This is a genomic window from Microcella daejeonensis, assembly GCF_026625045.1.
Taxonomy (GTDB): domain Bacteria; phylum Actinomycetota; class Actinomycetes; order Actinomycetales; family Microbacteriaceae; genus Microcella; species Microcella daejeonensis.
Genome location: NZ_CP113089.1, coordinates 2284648 through 2302097, shown reverse-complemented (window position 1 = coordinate 2302097; position 17450 = coordinate 2284648). Strand labels below are relative to the sequence as shown.

Genomic DNA, 17450 nt, shown 5'->3' with positions numbered 1-17450 from the left:
GAAGAGAGATTCGGCTCTGCGCAACCGCTGCCCAGCGGTCGGGAGCACTGTAACCCGCCGACGCAGCGACCGTCCATCGCCCCTGTTCGGGTTCCGAATGTTCCGTTCAGCCGGGGGCGAGGATGAGAAGGGTCAGCGCGACGAACACGATCGGGATGAGCGCCAGGAGGAGAACGGCGATCGACTCCACACGCGGCGCCATGCTGCCGCCCGCCCGTGCAGGCCGTGCAGCGAACCAGATGAGAACCCAGGGCAGAGAGACAAGCGCCAGCATCACCAGCGTCACGACGCGCACGCCGACGCTCGGCCCGACCCCGGCCAGGCCGCCGCCGATCTGAGCGAAGGCGATGACACCCCAGGGCACGATCGCGATCGCGGTGCCGAAGGAGTAGGCGAGCAGACCGCGCCTCCCCGGCTCCGCGCGCCGATCGTGCAGCACGAGCATGAGGGGCGCGGCGGCCCCCATCGCGTACAGCAGCACGAGCGCCGGGATCTCGGCGATGCCGTTGAGCTGCCCGACGAGGAACACCGTGATACCGCTCAGCTGCGACAGCTCGATCCAGCGAAGCCCGTGCCGGTCGCGCGCGACCGCGTCGAGCCAGGCCCCCCGCGCGGCCGGGCGGGAGGACCCGAAGCGCAGCAGCGCGACGAAGGCGAGCATGACGACGATCGCGAGCACGAGATCGACCTGCGCGAGCACCACCCGGACGGGTGCGCCCTCCCCCGCGCCGAAGGAGGCCTCCGCCGGCAGCAGCAGCCGATCACGGGATGCCCCGACCGAGGCCGCGACCACGGCGGCGATGAGCAGCAGGAGCCCCGTGCCCGCGTTGACGATCGCGAGCAGCCGCTCCGACGCGCCCCGATCCGACTCGGATCCCATGACGACCTCCCCGGCAGCAGTGCGACGGTAGGGCGGACGGGACTTGAACCCGTGACCGACGGATTATGAGTCCGCTGCTCTGACCAGCTGAGCTACCGCCCCGTGCGGCCCGCGGCGGCGGACCCGCTCACACTCTAGCGAGCGCGCATCGGGGGCAGCGGCATCCGCCCCGCCCTCGATGCGCGCGGTCGGGGTCAGTGGGTGGTCGAGCCCACGCCGTCGGCGACCGGGTCGTCGACCGGCTCGCCGCGGTAGAGGGCCTCGAAGGTGTCGAGCGTGCGGTTGATGTCGTGCGCCTCGACGATCGCGAGGCTCTCGCGCTTGAGCACGAGAAGCTCCTCGTGGGACATGGTGAAGATGCGGTTAAGCCGCTCGGCGAAGCCGTCGATGTCGCCGGGCTCGAACAGGAAACCGTTCTCGCCGTCGTGGATGAGGTGGGGCAGCGCCATCGCGTTCGCCCCGACGACGGGGAGCCCGCTCGCCATCGCCTCCATCGTCGCGATCGACTGCAGCTCGGCGATGGAGGGCATCGCGAAGACGGTCGCCCGGGTGAGCTGCCGCATGAGGTAGTCCTCCGGGGCGTAGCCGGCGAAGTGCACGCGGTCGGCGATGCCGAGCTCGCGGGCGAGCCGCTCGAGGGCCGGCCGCTGCTCCCCGTCGCCGATGATCTCGACCTGAACGGCGAGGGAGGCGTCGAGCCGCGCCACCGCCCGCAGCATCTCGTCGATGTGCTTCTCGGCCTCGACGCGACCGAGGAACAGCACGACGTTCTCGTCGCGCGGTTCCATCGCCGGCGTGTAGTTGTCGATGTGCAGCCCGCAGCTGATGGCGTGCACGCCCCGAAGCTCGGTGTACTTCTCGAGGTAGTCGGCGGCCCGGCGCGTCGGCGTCGTGACCTCCGCGGCGAGACCGAAGGTGCGCCCGGCGGCCTTCCACATGGCCGAGATCGCGCGATCCTTCAGCCCGCCGATGAAGGGGGTGAACTGCATCGCGTTGTCGGGCATGAAGTGGTTGGTGCCGATGACGCGGATGCCGCGCTTCGCCGCCTGCCGGGCGAGCCCGCGGCCGATGACGATGTGCGACTGGAAGTGCACGACGTCGGGTCGCACCTCGTCGAGGATGCGGGCGGCGTTCTGCTCGATGCGCCACGGGAGGGCGTACCGCAGCCAGGGGTGCGGGTGCCAGCGCCACGAGCGCAGGCGGTGCACCGTCATCCGCTGACCCTCGTGCTCCTCGATGCGCGTGACGTTGGGGCCGTCCTCCGGACGCGGGGCGACGACGTGCACCTCGTGCCCGCGCTCGACGAGTCCGCCGGCCAGTCGCTCGGCGAACTTCGCGGCGCCGTTGACGTCGGGGCCGAAGGTGTCACCGCCGATGAGGATGCGCAGGGGGCGGGCGGTGGAGCCGGGCTGATGCGGGGCGTCCGTCAACTCGTGGGTCCTTGACGTAGGGGGCGGTGGGAAGCCTGGTCCAGGATGCGGACGGCTACGCCGACAACGGTACCGCAGAGCGCGGCGGGGGCGGCGGTGCTCAGCGGTGGGTCTGCGGATGGTGCTTGGCGAGCCGGACGACGCCGATGATCGCGACGACGCCCGCGACGCCGCACAGGAGCGCGGCGGGCAGCGGGATGAAGACGGCCTCGCCGAGGACGAGCACGCCGATGAGGACGGCGACGAGCGGGTCGACCACCGTGAGCCCGGCGATGACGAGATCGGGCGAGCCCACCGAGTAGGCGGTCTGCACGAAGTAGCCGCCAAGCGCCGCGGAGGCCAGCAGCGCGACGATGGCGATCACGGTCAGCACCTCGAAGTCGCCGCTCGCGATGCGACTGATGACGACCTTCGCGAGCGTCGCGACGAAGCCGTACAGGATGCCCGCCCCGGCGATGTAGAACATGGCGCCCGCACGGCGCCGGTACCGCACGAAGAGCACGCCGAAGCCCGCCGTGACGACCGCGAGGATCCCGAGCACGGTGAGCAGCTGCTGCTCGTTGATGCGCTTCTCGACGGCGAAGGTGGCCGCGACGACGACGAACACCGCGACGCCGCCCACGCTCATCCCGATCGCTGTGATCGCCTTGCGATCGAGCCGGATCCTCGAGATGCGGGCGTTCAGGATGGCCGTGATGACGAGGGCGACGACGCCGATCGGCTGGACGACGATGAGGGGCGCGAACCCCAGCGAGGTCAGCTGGAAGACGATCGCGAGGCCGAGCATGACGGTGCCGAGCACCCAGGACGGCCGCCCGAGGAGGTGGAGGAGCTGGCGGGGGCTCAGCCCTGCCCGGGCTCCGTCGCCGAGCCGCGCCTCGACCTTGGTGACGCCGCGGCTCTGGAACTGCGCGCCGAGCGAGAGGAAGACCGCACCCACGAGCGCGAGCGGGATACCGAATCCGAGGGTCGGCGATCGGAAGAACTCCTCCGTCAATTCCTCGATTCCCGTCCCCAGCACCCGGACAATCTAGCGGCCCGGGCGCGGATATCCTTGGCGAATGGCCGTGCTCCCCATTCGCATCACCGGTGAGCCGGTGCTCCACACCCGCGCCGAACCGGTCACCGTGTTCGACGACGCGCTGCGCGCGCTCGTCGACGACATGGTGGCCACCATGGAGGCGGCCCCCGGGGTCGGTCTCGCCGGACCTCAGGTCGGCGTGCCCCTGCGCCTGTTCGTCTACGACTGGACCGATGAGGACGACGTGCGCTGGCAGGGCACGGCGATCAACCCCGAGCTGCTCATCAGCCCGCTCGCGCTCGACGAGCTCGACGAGGACCTCGAGGCCGAGGGCTGCCTCTCGGTCCCCGGCGAGCGGTTCCCGCTGCGGCGCGCCGATCGTGCCCTGCTGCGGGCCGTCGATCTCGACGGCCGGCCCTTCGAGATCGATGCGCACGGCTGGCTCGCCCGCATCTTCCAGCACGAGTACGACCACCTCGACGGCGTGCTCTACGTCGACCGCCTCGCGCACCCCTACGGCAAGGCCGCGGCGAAGGCCGTGCGGCGCAACTCCTGGGGCTCGCCCGGCGCGAGCTGGCTGCCCGGTCGCGACCACCTCGACGACTGAGGCTCCTCGCCCGCGCGGCGAGCCGCCGCCGTCGCGTTCCCGCGCCTCGCGTCGACAACTCAGGAGATCGTCGCTCCGCCGCCGATGGCGCGTCGACGAGCGGCCCGCCGTTCCGCGGCCCGGCGCACCCCGGGGCGGGGCGGCCTCGGCGATGCTCCTGAGTTGTCGACGCGGGGACGCGCGGGCGCGTGGTGCGAGCGCGCGGTGCGTGGGCGCGGGGCGCGGCGTGCGGGGGCGCGGCGTGCGGCGAGCGACTCAGGCGGCCCAGCCGAGCGCGCGCAGCGCCGCCGCGGTGAGCGCCGCCGCGAGGATCACGAGGATGAAGGGCGCCCGCACGGCGAGCAGGGCGGCGGCAACGGCGATGGCGGGGAGCCGGGCATCCACCACGAGGGCCTGACCGACCGAGGCGGTCTGCACCACGATGAGGGCCGAGAGCAGAGCGACCGTGGTGAGCTGCGCGGTACGGGCGGCGGCGGGCTTCTCGAGCACGGAGGGCGGCACGAGGTAGCCGAGCAGCTTCAGGGCGAGCACGGCGATCGAGGCGAGCAGGATGATCTGCCAGACGGTCATCGGTCGGCCTCCCCCGTGTCGGGCGCCGGCGGGATCTCGGCGTGCGTCGCGACCGGCGACGGCTCGGGCCGGCCGAGCAGGTCGAGCAGGCCCACGACGATCGCGACCAGGGCGGCGAGGATGACCGGCAGTCCGGCGGGCAGGACGGGAATCGTCACGGCCGCGACGACCGCGGCTCCGATCGCGACGACGACCGGCTGCAGCGCGCGCAGCCGCGGCCAGAGGAGGCCGAGGAAGGCGGCCGCCGCGGCGGCGTCCAGGCCGTAGGCGCTCACATCGCCGAGCAGGTCGCCGAGGAGCGCGCCGATGAGGGTCGTGAGGTTCCAGCCGAGGAAGATGATCCAGCCCGTCCACCAGAACCCGGCCCGCTGGGCCTCGGGCTCGGCCTGGGCTGTGGCCACCGCCGTGGACTCGTCGATCGTGAGGTGGCCGGCGAGCAGGCGCCGCCAGAAGCCCCGACCGACGATCGGCGAGACACGCACGGCGTAGAGGCCGTTGCGCAAGCCGAGCAGGGCGGCGCCGGCGATCGCCGCGGGGCCCGCCGCGACCCCTCCCGAGGCGAGGACGCCGATGAGGGCGAACTGCGAGCCTCCCGAGAACATGAGCAGCGAGAGAACGCATGCCTGCCACACGTCGAGACCCGAGGCCACCGCGAGGGCGCCGAAGGAGACGCCGTAGGCGGCGACGGCGAGACCGACGGCCCAGGATGCCCGCCGCGCCTCGCTCACGCCCGCCGAGATCGACTGCCGATCGTCGCCGGCTTCGGCAGCGGCGGAGGCCCGGCGCCCGATCACGAGCGCCTCAGGTCCACTCCGTGCACGCCGTTGTGGTGGCGCAGCGAGGGGAACACCACCGAGAGCGTGAAGCCCACCGCGGGCTGCGTCGTCGCGCTGAGGATGCCGCCGTAGAGCTCGGCCCGCGCCCGCATCTCGGCGATCCCGCGGCCCGTCACCGTCGCGGTCAGCGCGGCGATGTCGTCGGCGATGGTCACCCGATCGGGCTCGTCCTCCCCCGCCGCCCGCGCCCGCGCGCGGATGCCGTCGTCCTCCACCCGCAGCTGCAGGCCCTCGCCCGACCAGGTGAGCGTCACCCGCACCTCGGTGCCTCGGCCGCCGAAGGCGAGGGCGTTCGCGAGGGCCTCCTGCACGATGCGGTATACGGCGATCTCGGCGCCGGGCTTGAGGTCGAACGCCGTGCCGAACTCCTCGACCGTGATCACGAGCCCCTGATCGCGCATGATGTCGAAGAGCTCGTGGGTCGTGTCGAGCCGCGGGGCGACGGAGCCCGACTCCCCCTCCCCCACGAGCGACATGATGCGGCGCAGATCGGCGAGCGTCGACCGGGTCGTCTCGGCGATGACCGCGGCCGACCGGGCGGCGGCGGAGGGGTCTCGCTCGGCGGCGTAGCGCGCGCCGTCGGCCTGGCTGATGACGACGGAGAGCGAGTGGGCGGCCACCTCGTGCAGCTCGCGGATGATGCGCAGCCGGTTGCGCTGATCGGCGGCGGCGAACTCCGCCTCGACCCGCGCCTGCTCGGCGGCGGCGCGGTCGCGGTCGCGGTGCGCGGCGCGGGAGCGCGCGCGGACCCACGCGATGAGCAGCACGAACACGAGCACGAGCAGCACCGCGGCGACGGCCGTGGCACCGAGCACCAGGTCGGGCGCGACCTCGAGCATCCACGCGATCATGAGGCTCCTTATGCCCGACCCCCGACGCACCGCCGCCCCTGCCGGCCGCGGGTCTCGCGGGCCGTTCAGGGGCGGATCGGTGGTGATTGGGGAGTTGCTCCCCGACTTGGACTCGAACCAAGAACCTGCCGGTTAACAGCCGGCTGCTCTGCCAATTGAGCTATCGAGGATCGCTGTGAACAGCGCGTCAACGCTATCAGAATTCGCGGCGGTCGAATGCACGCGGGATGCTCCGCGCGCGCTCGTCCTCTCGCGCTCAGTACCCCGAGGCCGGGTCGACGAGCCCCACGAAGCGGCCGTCGCCCAGGAACCCGCGCACGTTGCCGGTGATGCGCCGTGCGAGCAGCGGCGCGGTCATCTCGGGGGTGTCGGCCGAGTGGGAGGTGATGATGCAGCGCGGCTCGCGCCAGAGCGGGTGGTCGTCGGGCAGGGGCTCGGGATCGGTGACGTCGAGCCCCGCGCCGAGGAGGCGCTTCTCGCGCAGTGCGGTGGTGAGGGCATCCGTGTCGATGAGGGCCCCGCGGGCGATGTTGACGATCGCCGCGTGGGCGGGCAGCAGCGCGAGCTCCTCGGCGCCGAGCAGGTGGCGGCTCTCGGGCGTCGACGCGGCCGCGAGGATGACCGCGTCGGCCTCGGGCAGCACGCTCCGCATATCGGCCGCGACGACCGTGCGATCGGCGCCCGGCATCGGCTCGGCCGAGCGGCGCACGACGGTCACCCGCACCCGCCAGGGCGCCAGCAGCCGCAGCAGCTCGGCCGCGATGCCGCCCGCACCGACGAGCACGATGTGCGCGCCGAAGAGCGAGAGCCCCGTGCGCACCGGCGCCCACCGCGCGGTCCGCGCCTTGGGGCCGAGCTCGCGCATGACGGCGTGGAGCAGCGCGATCGCGTGCTCGGCGACGGGCTCGCTGTACGCGCCCTTCGCGCTCGTGAACACCGGCCCTCCCCCGTCGGCGAAGCGCGGCAGCACGCTCGCAAAGCCGTCGACGCCCGCCCAGGGCAGCTGCACCCAGCCGATGCCCGGGTACTGCTCGAGGATCTCGCCGAGCTCGTCGGCGCGCCGCTCGCTCAGCCAGATCAGACCACGGGTACGGGCATCCAGGGGCGCGATCTCGGCCCCGCCCGCGACCGCCGCGTCGACGAAGAGCGCCGTCGGGCGCGGCAGCACGGCGATCGGCCCGGGCTCGGGACGACGGCCGCCCTCCGGCAGGCGCGCCGTGCCGGCGACGGGGTCGCGATGCTGATCGGGATGCCCGATCGGACCCTCCGGCACGAGCGAGCGCGCGGGCGCGCTCGGAGTCGCACCGCTCAACGGGTCGGGGTCGGGCTGCTCGTGCACGCGGGGGCCTCTCGGGGTCATGTCGCCGGGGGTCGGGAGCGGGGTCCTGAGCGGACCGCGCCGCGGCCGCCTCAGCGCCGACCGAGTGCCGCGAGCCGCTCGACGTACGGGTGGGTCGGCGCGTCGAGCACCTGGTCGATCGCGCCCATCCCCACGATCGTGCCACGATGCAGCACCGCGAGGCGCTCCGACAGACGGCGCACCTCGCCGATCTCGCTCGAGACGACGAAGGCCGTGAAGCCGCGCCGCCGCTGCACCTCGGCGAGATGGTCGAGGATGCTCGAGCGCACGGTGGCGTCGACACCCGAGGTGGGCTCGTCGGCGACGAGGAGGTCGGGGTCGAGCACGAGGGCCCGCGCGAGCGCCACGCGCTGCCGCTGACCGCGGCTGAGCTCGTGCGGGTACTTCGGGATCGTCGCGAGGGTGAGGTGCATCGCGTCGATCGCCTCGGCCACGATGCCGCCGGCGACGCGGCGGGTGAGCTTGGCGTTGCGCTCGTAGAGCGGAACGGCGACGTTCTCGCCCGCGGTGAGGTGGGGGTCGAGCACGTGCGCGGTGTCCTGCGGCACGTAGCCGACGCGCAGCGCGAGCTCGTCCGATTCGCGCGGGCGCAGGTGACGCACATCGATGCCGAGCACGCGCAGCCCGCCACCTGAGATCTGCGGTCCGCCCTCGCGGCTCCGATCGGTGAGCCCCGCGATGACCCGGGCGAGCGTGCTCTTGCCGCTGCCGGCCTCGCCCACGACGGCGAGCGTGCCGCCGACGGGGATGCTCAGCGAGATGCCCGTGAGCGCGGTCGCGTGACCCCGTCCGGCCCCCGCGCGGTACCGCGCCGAGAGGTCGTCCACGTGAACGGCGGCTCCGTCGCCCTCGTCGACGCCGAGAGCGGCGCGAGGTGCGAGGGCGGTCATGGTGAAGCGTCCTTCCCGACGACGGACGGAGTCGATGCGGTGAGAGAGGTGAGATGGCGGCGGAGCCCGGGGGAATCAGTGGATCTGACGACGACTCTACAACCGACGGGGCTCGCCCCGCGGGCGGCGCTCGGCTAATCCCCGAGAACGCGACGGCGCTCGGCCTCGGTGTCGACGAGCTGGCGCTGAAGAGCCCGGTAGCGGTCCGGATCCTCCGCGGCCGAGGTGCGCTGCAGGGCGCCGAGAAGCTCGGTCTTGCGCCGCAGCAGGTCGCGGCCGATGAGGCTCGTGGTGAGCCCTCGGCAGTACTCGCGCACCTGATCGTCGCGGATGGGCAGCGGGGCGATCGCGAGCTGCGTGACGAGGGCGGCGAACACCCCGGGCGCCTCGTCGGCGGACCTGGCCACCCACTGCTGCGTGCCGTAGTGCTCGAAGGCGGCCACGAGCGCGTCGCGGACCGTCGCGAGCGCGGGCTGGGTGAACGTCGTCGCGAGCGCCCGCGCGGCGACCTCCCGGTCGACCTCGCCGGGGTGCTGGAGCACGGCCATGAGCAGCTCCCGCTCCAGGCGCGTGACCGGGTCGGTGGGCAACTGGTCGATGCTCATCGAGGGGGCGGCCTCGGGCGCGGGAGGGGTCGGGGATCCGGCGGAGCGGGCATCCTGCCCCTGGCCGGACGCCCGAGGGGCGTCGGCGCGCCCGCGCGGCGCGTCGGCGGGCTTGGCGGCCGCCGCGGTGCGGGCCGACTGCACGGCCCGCGCGACCTCCTGCGGGTCGAGCCCGATCCAGCCCGCGAGCGTGCGTCCGTAGCCCGACTGCATCGAGCGATCGCGGATGCCCGCGACGACCGGAGCCGCGGCCCGGAGCGCGCCGACCCGGCCCTCGACGGTCTCGAGGTCGAACTGCTCCAGCTGCCGGCGGATCATGAACTCGTACATGGGCTTGCGGCCCGAGACGAGCATCCGCACCGCATCGTCGCCGCGGGCCAGGCGCAGATCGCACGGGTCGAGGCCGTCGGGGGCGACGGCGACGAAGGTCTGGGCGGCGAAGCGCGACTCCTCGGCGAAGGCGCGGCTGGCGGCCTTCTGCCCGGCGTCGTCGGGGTCGAAGGTGAAGACCACCTCGCCGAGCTGGGTCGTGTCGGCGTTCGCCGTGTCGCCCATGACGCGGCGGATCACCTTGATGTGGTCGACGCCGAAGGAGGTGCCGCAGGTGGCGACGGCGGTCGTGACGCCCGCGAGGTGGCAGGCCATGACGTCGGTGTAGCCCTCCACCACCACGACCTGCTTGGCCCTGGCGATGTCGCGCTTCGCGAGGTCGAGCCCGTAGAGCACCTGCGCCTTGTGGTAGACCGGCGTCTCGGGCGTGTTGAGGTACTTCGGGCCCTTGTCGTCGTCGAGCAGGCGGCGCGCGCCGAAGCCGAGGGTCTGCCCCGTGACGTCCTTGATCGGCCAGAGCAGGCGGCCGCGGAACCGGTCGTAGGCGCTGCGATCGCCCTGACTGAGCAGCCCCGCCGCGAGCAGTTCCTCCGTGCTGAAACCCCGCCCGGTGAGGTGCGTGCGCAGGGCGTCGAAGGACTGCGGGGCGAAACCGATCGAGAAGCGGTCGGCGGAGGCCGGGTCGAAGCCGCGCTCCCCCAGGAACCGTCGGGCGGGCTCGGCGGCGGCGGTGACGAGCTGCTCGCGGAAGAACGCTTCCGCGGCCTCGTTCGCCGCGAGGATGCGGCGCCGGTTGCCTTGCTCCTCGCGGGCCGGCCCGCCGTCCTCGTAGCTGAGCGTGAAGTTCAGGCGCTGGGCGAGACGCTCGACGGCCTCGCTGAAGGTGACGTGATCCATCTTCTGCAGGAAGGTGAACACGTCGCCGCCCTCGCCGCAGCCGAAGCAGTGGTAGAAGCCGACCTGCGGCCGCACGTGGAAGCTCGGGCTGCGCTCGTCGTGGAAGGGGCAGAGGCCCGAGAGCGAGCCGACGCCGGCGCGCTTGAGCGTCACGTACTCGCCGACGATCTCGCCGATGTTCGTGCGCGACCGGACCTCGTCGATATCGCTCCGCTTGATCAGGCCCGCCACGAGCCGATTCTAGAGGCGACCGGGTGGATGCCCGCCGCGGGCCTCAGCGGACGACGCGCTCGTGCCAGACGAGCGCCGACTGGTCGGTGAGGCTCGCGACCTGGTCGACGATCACCCGGCGCCGAGCGGCGTCGTCGGGAGCGGCGCGGAAGTCGTCGGTGAAGCCGGGGTCGAGCTCGGCATCCCCCGCCTGCCAGAGGGCGTCGGCGAGCTCGGTCAGCAGCGAGCGCTGGCGCGCGTAGATCGGCTGGCGGCTGTTCGTCGACATGACGTTCGCCGCGACGATGCCCTTGAGCACCGCGATCTCGGCCGCCGTCTCGCGCGGGACGATGATGTCGGCGCCGAAGCGGGCGAGGCTCTGCCGGGGGTACGCGGCCCGGGTCGCGTGCACGGCCTCGTGGGCGAAGCGGCCGATCAGCTGGCTCGTGAGGTTCTTCAGGCGGGCGAGATCGCGGCGCGAGCCGTCCCAGGTGTCGATCCAGAAGTCGAGGTGATCGAGGCGGTCGAAGGCGGCGACGAGCTCGTCATGGCTGATCTCGCCGCCGATCCACTCGAACATCGAGTCGACGAGGGCGTCGTGGTCGACGCGGGCGCTGAGGGCGGGCACGTCGAGGTAGCCGCTCACGATCGCGTCCTCGAAGTCGTGCACGCTGTAGCCGATGTCGTCGCTGAGGTCCATGACCTGGGCCTCGATGCAGCGCTGGCGCTCGGGGGCGCCGGCGCGCAGCCACTCGAAGGCCTCGGCGTCGTCGTCGTAGAAGCCGAACTTGCTGCGCCCGCTCGGATCGGGGATGCCCTGCGCCTGCGGCCACGGGTACTTGCAGCTCGCGTCGAGACTCGCGCGCGTGAGGTTGAGCCCGTAGCTGCGGCCGTCGGCGCCGAAGACCTTCGGCTCGATGCGGGTCAGCAGGCGCAGCGTCTGCGCGTTGCCCTCGAAGCCGCCGACGTCGCTCGCCCAGTCGTTGAGGGCGCGCTCGCCGTTGTGCCCGAACGGCGGGTGGCCGAGGTCGTGCGCGAGGCACGCCGTGTCGACGACATCGGGGTCGAGCCCGAGGCTCGAGGCCAGCTCGCGGCCCACCTGGGCGACCTCGAGCGAGTGGGTGAGGCGGTTGCGGGCGAAGTCGAGCCCCGCGGTTGGGCTAAGCACCTGCGTCTTCGCGGCGAGCCGGCGCAGCGCGCTCGAATGCAGGAGGCGCCCGCGGTCGCGCGCGAAGTCGCTGCGGCGGGTCGAGTGCTGCTCGGGCAGCCAGCGCTCGGCGTCCTCCGGCAGGTAGCCGGGGGTCATGACATCGGTCAGCACGTCGCTCAGCCTCCGCTGTGGTGCAGTTCGGCCGCGGTGACCTCGGCGCGGTGGGCCTCGTCGAGCTCGCGGCTCGCGAGCCAGTTCTGGGGCAGGGAGGGCTTCTTCGGCGTTCCGGCGCGGCCGCGCTGGCCCTCGGCGGGAGCACCCGGGTACGGCTGGTCGCGGTCGAGCTCACCGAGCAGGTCGTCCATCTGCGCGAGGCTCTCGACGCGCGCGAGACGCGCGCGCAGCTCGCCGCCGACGGGGTAGCCCTTGAAGTACCAGGCCACGTGCTTGCGAATGTCGCGGCAGGCCCGCGCCTCGTCGTCGTCGTAGAAGTCGACGAGCAGCTCGGCGTGCCGGCGGAAGGCGTCGCCCACCTCGCCGAGCCCGGGCTGGATCTTGAGCCCGCCGCCGGTGAACGCCGAGGCGAGGTCGCCGAACAGCCACGGACGCCCGAGGCAGCCGCGGCCGACGACGATGCCGTCGCAGCCCGACTGCTCGACCATGCGCAGCGCGTCCTCGGCGCTCCAGATGTCGCCGTTGCCGAGCACGGGAACGCTCGACACGGCCTGCTTGAGGGTGCCGATCGCATCCCAGTCGGCGTTGCCGCTGTAGAACTCGGCCGCCGTGCGCGCGTGCAGCGCGATCGCGGCGACGCCCGCGCCCTCGGCGGCCTTCGCCGCCTCCAGGTAGGTGAGGTGGTCGGCGTCGATGCCCTTGCGCATCTTCACCGTCACCGGGATGCTCCCCGCGGCCTTCACGGTGGCCTCCACGATCCGGCGGAAGTGCTCGAGCTTCCACGGCAGGGCCGCTCCCCCGCCCTTGCGGGTCACCTTCGGCACGGGGCAGCCGAAGTTCATGTCGATGTGGTCGGCGAGGCCCTCGCCGACGAGGAAGGCGGCGGCCTCTCCCGCGGTGACCGGATCGACGCTGTACAGCTGGATGCTGCGCGTCGTCTCGCTCTCGTGGTGCTTGATGAGGCGCATGCTCTCGGGCGTGCGCTCGACGAGCGCGCGGCTCGTGATCATCTCGCTGACGTACAGGCCCGCGCCGTACTCGCGGCACAGGCGGCGGAAGGCCGTGTTCGTGATCCCCGCCATCGGCGCGAGCACCACGGGCACGCTGAGGGGCAGCGGGCCGATCGTCAGCGGCGCGGCGGCGGGCGCCGTGGGCGCGGGCGCGGCGGGCGCGGCGGTATCGAGGGCGGAGGGCATGGTGCCCCTATCCTCCCATCACCGGAGCGGAGCATCCGCATCGGGGCGGAATAGCCGGGACTCAGGGGCGTTGCACTGCACCATGACCCGTGGCCCGACCGGAACCGAGCGCGTACTCGCCGATGCCGCCGCGCGCGGTCTCGACGTCGAGATCATCGACCGGCCCGAGGCCCGCTCGGTCGAGGAGGCTGCTGCGCTCATCGGGATAGAGCTCGGCTCGCTCGTCAAGACGCTGGTCGTGAAGCGCTCCGACGACCGCTTCCTGCTCGTGCTGGTGCCGGGCGACCGCCGCATCGCCTGGGCTCCGCTGCGAGCCCTCGTGGGCGTCAACCGACTGCAGCTGCCGCACGCCGAGCAGGCGCTCGCCGCCACCGGGTACGCCCGCGGCACCATCACCCCGCTCGGCGCGCTCGGGGACTGGCCGCTCATCGCCGATGAGCGCATCCGCGGCCGCCGCATCGCCCTCGGCGCGGGCGCACCCGGACGGAGCGCGCTGGTCGACGCCGACGCCCTGCTCGCCGTCTACGGCGCGACCGTCGGCGACATCACCGAACCGGCGTAGAGCAGGAGGCCCGGAGCCGCGCGCGGCCGAGGCCGGGACTGTGCGCTGCGGAGGCCCGGGCCGTGCGCGGGCCTCGGGCTCGCGCTGCGCGCGGGCCGCGGGCTCGGCGCCGAACTCGCCTCGACCCTCCCATCGCGGTCGAGTCCGCACCTGCCTCTGCGGCGCGGTTCGTCGACAACTCAGGACGATCGGGCGCGACGTGCCCGTCGCACGGAGACAAGGCCTCCCCCGCTCGACATCTTTCCTGAGTTGTCGACGGCGAGGGGGCGCTCACCGCTCTCGACCCTGCCGGGCGATTGCGTGTGAACCGTCTCAGGCGGGGACGAAGCAGGGACGGCGCAGGGCGCTCGGGTCTCCCCCGCTCAGTCCGCGGCGGGTACTGCGCAGACGTCGCCCTCGCACGCGGCGGCGTCGGCCGAGCCGAGCATCACGAAAGGCCGAGGCGACGTCGGGGATGCCGTCTCGGCGGTCTGGCCGCTCACGCGCCCCGCCCCGCGTCGACCTCGGCACCGGTGCTCTCGCCGGATCGCTCGGCGGCGGCCTGCCGCAGGGCTCCGAGAAAGGCTTCCGGCTCCTGGGCGCCGGAGATCCCGTAGCGGTCGTCGATGACGAAGAACGGCACGCCCTGGATGCCGTACGCGACGGCCTGCGCCATGTCGGCCTTGACGTCGGCGAGGTAGCGGTGGTCGGCGAGCGACTCGGCAGCGGCATCCCGATCGAGCCCCACCTCGGCCGCGAGGTCGGCGAGCTCCTCCGCTCGGCCGACGTGCCGACCCTCGACGAAGTAGGCGCGCAGGAGGCGCTCCTTCAGCTCGAGCTGCAGCCCGTTCGCCTTCGCGAAGTGCAGCAGCTCATGGGCGAGCACCGTGTTCGTCTGGTGGACGTGCTCGAAGTCGTACTCCAGACCGACGTTCGCGGCGATCTGCGTGACGCGATCCAGCATCTGATGAACCTGGTCGACCGGCAGTCCCTTGCGCTCGCTGAGGTAGTCGACCGTCGAGCCCTCGTAGTCGACGGGGGTATCGGGTGCCAGCTCGAACGAGCGGTAGACCACGTCCACCTCGCCGTCGAACTCGGCCACCGCCGCCTCGAACTTGCGCTTGCCGATGTAGCACCATGGGCACTGGACGTCGGAGAAGATCTGCACGCTGATGGGAGAGCTCATGCAGAGGGCAACGCTGAACGCGCGCGAGTATTCCGTCGGAGGCGGACAGGTCGATCCTGACCGGGCGGCAGCGCGACCCGCTCGCGCAGCGCTCGGCGGACCGCCCGCACCACCGCGCTCCAGTCGTCGAAGACGTGCCGGGCGCTCGGGCGGAGGACGTGCATCCCCGCCGCGGTGATGACGAGGTCCTTCGCGCGGTCCTGCTCGAAGCGATCACGGTGGAAACGATCACCGTCCACTTCGAGCGCGACGACACCCTCGATGACGAGGTCGATCGGGCCGGCGCCCTCCACCTCGACCTGGGATCGCACCTGCAGACCCGCCGCTCGCAGCCGCGATCGTGCGAGGCTCTCGGGCAGCGAATCGCAGAGCGCGTCGGCCTCGCGCAGACGCGGCACGAGGGGGCGGGGGATGCTGCGCGCGAGTGCGGCCAGGCCGTCATGGTCGAGCGCGCCGGTGCGCAGGGCCCAATCGACCGCCGCGATGGCGACCTCCCGCGTCTCCTCGCGGATCACCACCCGCAGCGCCTCGGCGACGGGCACGATGCCCGAGCTCGTGTCCCGATCGTGCGCCTGCGCGACCCAGTGGACGGTGACGCCGCGGCGCGACCGATCCCGGAGCGGTCGACGGCGGTGCGGGTCGCGGAGACGGGAGGCGTTGCGGGGGACGGCCACCTCGAGCCGCGGCGGGCGGAGCACCCAGCCGCCGAGCGCCTCGATCGCCGCGAGGCCGGTGAGCCGGCCGCCGAGCCTCAGCGCGGCGAAACGGCTGTCGCCCCGCGGCCAGACCGTGTACCAGCCGCGCCGGGCGCGCTGGATGACGCCGGCGCGCACCGCGGCCCGGAGCTCGCGATCGGTGAAACCCCGATCGGTGAGATGCCGACGCCCCGCGGCACCCCCGACCTCGACGATCGCGGCGATGAGCGGGTGCATGCACGGAGTGTGCAACGACCGGCCGTGCGAGACGGGCGGACCCGGACCGGGCGGGGAACGATCCCGCTCCGATGATCGTCGGGAGGACCCGTAAACGGGCGGTATCCGCCTGTCGCCGTCGACAACTCAGGAAATCGGGCCGCATAACCGCTTCGAACCGGCCACAAGGCGGGTGAAAGCGCGCGGACTCCTGAGTTGTCGACGGGTGCGAGGGCGGATGAGGCCGGGCGCGGGCGGGCGGGCGGGCGCGGCCGGGCGAGCGCGGACGGGCGCTGGCGGGAGGGCGCCCGGGCGGGCGCGGACCGTCCGGCGGCGCCGCGCTCAGGCGCCGAGCGGCGGCGGCGCGCTCAGGCCCCGAGCAGCTCCGCCGCGAGGAAGCCCTCGAGCTTCGCCAGCGGGATGCGCTGCTGCTCCATGCTGTCGCGCTCGCGCACCGTCACCGCCTGATCCTCGAGGGTGTCGAAGTCGACGGTGATGGCGAACGGCGTGCCGATCTCGTCCTGCCGGCGGTAGCGGCGACCGATGGCCCCGGCGTCGTCGAAGTCGACGTTCCAGTGCTGGCGCAGCGTGGCCGCGAGCTCGCGCGCGACGGGCGAGAGCTGCTCGTTGCGCGAGAGCGGCAGCACGGCGGCCTTGACCGGCGCGAGACGGCGGTCGAGCCGCAGCACGGTGCGCTTGTCGACGCCGCCCTTCGTGTTGGGCGCCTCGTCCTCGTAGTAGGCGTCGAGCAGGAACGCCATGAGCGCGCGCGTGAGACCGAAGGCCGGCTCGATGACGTACGGCACCCAGCGCTCGTTCTTGGCCTGGTCGAAGTACGACAGGTCGGTGCCCGAGGCGGCCGCGTGGGTCGACAGGTCGAAATCGGTGCGGTTCGCGACGCCCATGAGCTCGCCCCACTCGCTGCCGGCGAAGCCGAAGCGGTACTCCAGGTCGACGGTTCGCTTGGAGTAGTGCGACAGCTTCTCAGCGGGGTGCTCGTACTGCCGGATGTTCTCGGGGTCGATTCCGAGATCGCTGTACCACTTCTGCGAGAGGTCGATCCAGTACTGGTGCCATTCCTCGTCCGTGCCCGGCTCGACGAAGAACTCGAGCTCCATCTGCTCGAACTCGCGCGTGCGGAAGATGAAGTTGCCCGGCGTGATCTCGTTGCGGAACGACTTGCCGATCTGCCCGATGCCGAAGGGAGGCTTCTGCCGCGAGGCGCCGAGCACGTTGACGAAGTTCACGAAGATGCCCTGGGCCGTTTCGGGGCGCAGGTAGTGCATCCCGGATTCGTCGTCGACGGGGCCGAGGTAGGTCTTGAGCAGGCCGCTGAACTCGCGCGGCGCGCTCCACTGGCCGCGGGTGCCGCAGTTGGTGCAGACGATGTCGGCGAGGCCGTTCTCGGGGGCGCGGCCCTTCTTCTCCTCGTACTCCTCCTCGAGGTGGTCGGCCCGGTAGCGCTTGTGGCACTGCAGGCACTCGACCAGGGGGTCGCTGAAGACGTCGACGTGGCCCGAGGCCTCCCAGACCTTCTTCGGCAGGATGACGCTCGAGTCGAGGCCCACGACGTCGGCGCGGCCCTGCACCATCGTGCGCCACCACTGGCGCTTGATGTTCTCCTTGAGCTCGACGCCGAGGGGCCCGTAGTCCCACGCGGAGCGCGATCCGCCGTAGATCTCACCGGCCTGGAACACGAATCCGCGCCGCTTGGCGAGGGAGATGACCGAGTCGAGTCGGGTCGGGGCTGCCACTGTGGGTCTCCTTGAGGGGTCGGCCGAACTGGATGCTCGGCGCCGGTCGCG

General features: G+C 72.7%; 16 protein-coding genes and 2 tRNA genes. 2 read left to right on the top strand and 16 right to left on the bottom strand.

All coding sequences use genetic code 11. The features are described 5' to 3' along the window. Positions 1–106 precede the first annotated feature (106 nt). From OVN18_RS11150 to OVN18_RS11135, 4 genes are all read right to left on the bottom strand, one after another. On the bottom strand, positions 107–880 hold the full coding sequence (locus OVN18_RS11150) for a hypothetical protein (protein WP_267780853.1): 774 nt from the start codon (positions 878–880) through the stop codon (positions 107–109). A 28-nt stretch (positions 881–908) separates the two neighbouring features. Next, positions 909–982: transfer RNA gene (locus tag OVN18_RS11145), tRNA-Ile, on the bottom strand. 92 nt (positions 983–1074) lie between these two features. After that, the gene (locus tag OVN18_RS11140) at positions 1075–2310 is read right to left on the bottom strand and encodes a glycosyltransferase (protein ID WP_267780851.1); all 1236 of its coding nucleotides are present in this window, start codon (positions 2308–2310) and stop codon (positions 1075–1077) included. 100 nt (positions 2311–2410) lie between these two features. Next, complete coding sequence (locus OVN18_RS11135) at positions 2411–3331, bottom strand: DMT family transporter (RefSeq protein ID WP_407666037.1); 921 nt, start codon at positions 3329–3331, stop codon at positions 2411–2413. A 40-nt stretch (positions 3332–3371) separates the two neighbouring features. Between OVN18_RS11135 and def the strand changes: the two genes are divergently transcribed. Continuing rightward, a complete protein-coding gene (def, locus tag OVN18_RS11130) occupies positions 3372–3938 on the top strand; it encodes a peptide deformylase (protein ID WP_267780850.1) in 567 nt (188 codons plus the stop codon). Between the two features lie 255 nt (positions 3939–4193). Here def and OVN18_RS11125 read toward each other — a convergent pair whose 3' ends face one another. The 9 genes from OVN18_RS11125 to dusB form a co-directional block, all read right to left on the bottom strand. Then, positions 4194–4508 carry an AzlD domain-containing protein gene (locus OVN18_RS11125; RefSeq protein ID WP_267780849.1) on the bottom strand — a complete coding sequence of 105 codons (315 nt, stop codon included), beginning with the start codon at positions 4506–4508 and terminating at the stop codon, positions 4194–4196. Further along, a complete protein-coding gene (locus OVN18_RS11120; protein WP_407666036.1) occupies positions 4505–5302 on the bottom strand; it encodes an AzlC family ABC transporter permease in 798 nt (265 codons plus the stop codon). Before OVN18_RS11120 ends, OVN18_RS11125 begins: the two co-directional genes overlap by 4 nt. Further along, a complete protein-coding gene (locus tag OVN18_RS11115) occupies positions 5299–6195 on the bottom strand; it encodes a sensor histidine kinase (protein ID WP_267780848.1) in 897 nt (298 codons plus the stop codon). Before OVN18_RS11115 ends, OVN18_RS11120 begins: the two co-directional genes overlap by 4 nt. A 97-nt stretch (positions 6196–6292) precedes the next feature. Further along, positions 6293–6365 (bottom strand) — tRNA-Asn (locus tag OVN18_RS11110). A gap of 86 nt (positions 6366–6451) precedes the next feature. Beyond that, on the bottom strand, positions 6452–7555 hold the full coding sequence (locus tag OVN18_RS11105) for an NAD(P)-dependent oxidoreductase (RefSeq protein WP_267780846.1): 1104 nt from the start codon (positions 7553–7555) through the stop codon (positions 6452–6454). 50 nt (positions 7556–7605) lie between these two features. Next, the gene (locus OVN18_RS11100) at positions 7606–8445 is read right to left on the bottom strand and encodes an ATP-binding cassette domain-containing protein (RefSeq protein ID WP_267780845.1); all 840 of its coding nucleotides are present in this window, start codon (positions 8443–8445) and stop codon (positions 7606–7608) included. 134 nt (positions 8446–8579) lie between these two features. After that, positions 8580–10508 carry a DNA primase gene (gene dnaG / locus OVN18_RS11095; RefSeq protein ID WP_267780843.1) on the bottom strand — a complete coding sequence of 643 codons (1929 nt, stop codon included), beginning with the start codon at positions 10506–10508 and terminating at the stop codon, positions 8580–8582. A gap of 43 nt (positions 10509–10551) precedes the next feature. Beyond that, entirely contained in the window at positions 10552–11793 is a 1242-nt protein-coding gene (locus tag OVN18_RS11090; protein ID WP_267739391.1) for a deoxyguanosinetriphosphate triphosphohydrolase, read from the bottom strand. A 20-nt stretch (positions 11794–11813) separates the two neighbouring features. Beyond that, positions 11814–13007 (bottom strand): tRNA dihydrouridine synthase DusB, encoded by a 1194-nt coding sequence (gene dusB, locus OVN18_RS11085; RefSeq protein WP_267780842.1) that lies wholly within the window; start codon positions 13005–13007, stop codon positions 11814–11816. Positions 13008–13089: 82 nt separating this feature from the next. Between dusB and OVN18_RS11080 the strand changes: the two genes are divergently transcribed. Next, entirely contained in the window at positions 13090–13569 is a 480-nt protein-coding gene (locus OVN18_RS11080; RefSeq protein WP_267780840.1) for an aminoacyl-tRNA deacylase, read from the top strand. Between the two features lie 478 nt (positions 13570–14047). Here OVN18_RS11080 and OVN18_RS11075 read toward each other — a convergent pair whose 3' ends face one another. The 3 genes from OVN18_RS11075 to OVN18_RS11065 form a co-directional block, all read right to left on the bottom strand. Beyond that, complete coding sequence (locus OVN18_RS11075) at positions 14048–14734, bottom strand: DsbA family oxidoreductase (RefSeq protein WP_267780838.1); 687 nt, start codon at positions 14732–14734, stop codon at positions 14048–14050. Further along, entirely contained in the window at positions 14731–15666 is a 936-nt protein-coding gene (locus OVN18_RS11070) for a hypothetical protein (protein ID WP_267780837.1), read from the bottom strand. The genes OVN18_RS11075 and OVN18_RS11070 overlap by 4 nt, the downstream gene beginning before the upstream one ends. 347 nt (positions 15667–16013) lie before the next feature. Further along, positions 16014–17399: a glycine--tRNA ligase gene (locus OVN18_RS11065; protein WP_267780835.1), complete on the bottom strand. Its 1386-nt coding sequence runs from the start codon at positions 17397–17399 to the stop codon at positions 16014–16016. Positions 17400–17450 lie beyond the last annotated feature (51 nt).